The sequence below is a fragment of the Clostridium sp. BL-8 genome, from assembly GCF_002006495.1.
In the GTDB taxonomy this organism is placed as follows: Bacteria; Bacillota; Clostridia; order Clostridiales; family Clostridiaceae; genus Clostridium.
Window position 1 is genome coordinate 1 of the sequence record NZ_LZZL01000180.1, and the last position, 2,877, is coordinate 2,877.

Here is a 2,877-nt window from a genome sequence, read left to right on the forward strand (position 1 = left end):
ATGCCTGCTTCACAAAATGTATATGATTTCTAGTATAGATACACACAAAAGTTTAGCTTAAATAGGTAATTATTCTATACATACGTAAAGATTATAATTTGGATATCTATACAACCAGATAAATAAAACTGGTTAAATATACATAATACTAAATTATATTATAAGCATAAGTTGACAAATTTAACAGAGAAAATGCTAAAATTATATATCTAAGTTTAACTTATTTTTATGATATAATAGCTATTGACGATTAAAAATATAGGATAACAGGATTTTATTATACAAAAATAACTATTTAATAAGGAGAGAAAATATATGGCAGCACAACATTCTTTATCAAGAACAGAATTATTAATAGGTAAAGATGGATTAGATAAATTAAGAAATAGTAAAGTAATTGTTTTTGGTGTAGGCGGAGTAGGAAGCTATACTATTGAGGCGCTTGTAAGAGCTGGAGTTGGAGAGTTAATTATAGTTGATGATGATACTGTATGTTTAACAAATTTAAATAGACAGGTACATGCTACATATAAAACTATAAGTCAGCCTAAAGTTGATGTTATGAAGGAAAGAATATTATCTATAAACAAAGACTGCAATGTTATAACTCATCAGGTTTTTGTCACTCAAGACAATATAGCAGAAATAATTCCTGATGATATAGATTATGTTGTTGACGCAATAGATACAGTATCAGCTAAGCTTGGATTAGTAGAATATTGTTATAGGAAAAATATAAGGATAATGAGTTCTATGGGGACAGGAAATAAATTAGATCCTACTCAATTTAAAGTTACAGATATATTTAAGACAAAGATATGTCCATTAGCTAAAGTTATGAGGTCTGAATTACGTAAACGAGGAATAGAAAAGCTAAAGGTTGTATATTCTGAAGAAGTTCCTATAAAACCAAACTATGATGATGTTGTTACATGTAAGACTGGATGTGTCTGCACAGGTGGAACTAAAAAATGTGCAATAAAGAGACAAATACCAGGAAGTATATCATTTGTTCCTCCAGTTGCGGGTATGATAATTGGTGGAGAAGTTATAAAGGATATAATAGGAGTAAATTAGTAGAATCTTTAGAAGATATAAAAATAATCCACAATATGTTGAATATAAGTAGAAATTATAGACAACGTATTGTGGATTTTGTGTATAACTCAATATAAAAAATGTGGATAAAAATGAAGAAGAGTTTAAGAAAATTACTAAGAGGAAATAAATATATAATGTTGAATGAATATTATATAGGAAACTTATAAAATCAACGTATGAAGAAATTGAAACTTATAAATTAGACACATGAAAGAAAATTAGACGAAAAAATGTGACGTATATTTTGCACTATACAAGTAAATTGTTCGAGTGAATAGCACAAGTCTATTGAAAAAGATTGGTGATGCAGTATGGTTTACTTCAATAGGCAAGTATAATTAGCACATTATTTTTTGATTGGGATTTATAAGATATTTATATAAAGTAGGGGAGAATTATATGGAATCAGATGCAAATGTAAAAATACAAATACAAAGTAAAACAGAATATTTAATAAAAGATAAAAATGATATTATAATTGGGCGACTTAATATATTTGAGATGAATGAAAATAGTAGAACATGTGATATAAATCTTAGGTTCTATAGGGAATATAATTATGAACTACTAAATACTACACTTATTCTTATTTTAAAAGCTACGTTTAAAGATTCAAATATATTCAAAGTTAATATTAAGGTACCAGAAAAAATAGATATTAACGCATTTTTAGATTTAGGATTCACCCTAGAGGGGGTATTTAGCCAAAATGAATACTATAAAGGAGAGTATTTTGATGAATTATCATTTGGAATAACTCGTATGGAGTATAGTCAAATGAATAAATATCCTTTGGTAGAATTGAAAGGACACAATATAACTCTCAGAAACTTAACATCTGGAGATGCAAAAGAAATAGTGGAGTATTATAAGAAGAATAAAAATCACTTAGCACCATTTGAACCAGCAAGGGATGAGAATTTTTATACAATAGAAACTCAAAAAAAATTATTGAATAAAAGTTATAAAGAATTTCTAAATGGAACAGCAATAGATTTAGGAATCTTCAAAGATGAAAAGATAATAGGAAAAATAAAGCTATCAGGAATTATACATGGATCTTATAAAAATGGAAACGTAGGTTATTCTATTGATGAGGATGAGCAAGGAAAGGGATATATGACAGAGAGTGTGAAACTTTTAGTAAGATATGCCTTTCATGAGTGCGAACTTCATAGAGTAGAAGCATCGGCATTGATAAACAATATAAAATCAAGAAAAGTATTAGAAAAGTGTGGTTTTAAGTTAATTGGAATAAATGAAAAATATCTTCTCATTAATGGAAAGTGGGAAGATCATGCAACCTACTATATATTAAAAGAATATATTTTATAAAAGCTAAAAATAATATAAATAAGTTTTAAGAACTTATTTATATAGAATCTGGCTAATATTAGTTAGTATAGAAAAAAGAAAAGTTGGCACAATGTAATAATATGAACTTAGACAATTAGGATTAAGTGATATTAATGGATTAACGCTGCGGGGTGTATCAATAGTAGAATTAGAAAGAAAAATAAAGAATTAGATAGAACTATGACATTAAATCAATATTGTGGTAGATTGACCAATAACTTAGATAAGTATATGTGTTAAGATAAAACACGTCGCTGAGAGCGGTAACAACTTGAAAGAAATTGATAAAGGACTTAGAAAATAAGCAATTTAAAAGATTTTAAAAAAGTTGTTGACAAGGCCTAAAGCAAGTGATATACTGAGTGAGTCGCTTGAGGGTGACAAGAAAAAACATAAAGTTACAACGAAAGTTGTGAAAGA

2 protein-coding genes are annotated in these 2,877 nt (G+C 27.5%); both read left to right on the forward strand.

Annotated elements, in window-relative coordinates:
- The first annotated feature begins 315 nt into the window (after positions 1-315).
- Positions 316-1,077, forward strand: a complete 762-nt coding sequence (locus CLOBL_RS26945) for a tRNA threonylcarbamoyladenosine dehydratase (RefSeq protein WP_077861804.1) — start codon at positions 316-318, stop codon at positions 1,075-1,077.
- Between the two features lie 423 nt (positions 1,078-1,500).
- A complete protein-coding gene (locus CLOBL_RS26950; protein ID WP_077861805.1) occupies positions 1,501-2,436 on the forward strand; it encodes a GNAT family protein in 936 nt (311 codons plus the stop codon).
- The last annotated feature ends 441 nt before the right edge of the window (positions 2,437-2,877 follow it).

Bases quoted from the DNA above. Each gene is read 5' to 3' on its own strand.
- CLOBL_RS26950 (WP_077861805.1), top strand. From the start codon at position 1,501: ATGGAATCAGATGCAAATGTAAAAATACAAATACAAAGTAAAACAGAA.
- CLOBL_RS26945 (WP_077861804.1), top strand. From the start codon at position 316: ATGGCAGCACAACATTCTTTATCAAGAACAGAATTATTAATAGGTAAA.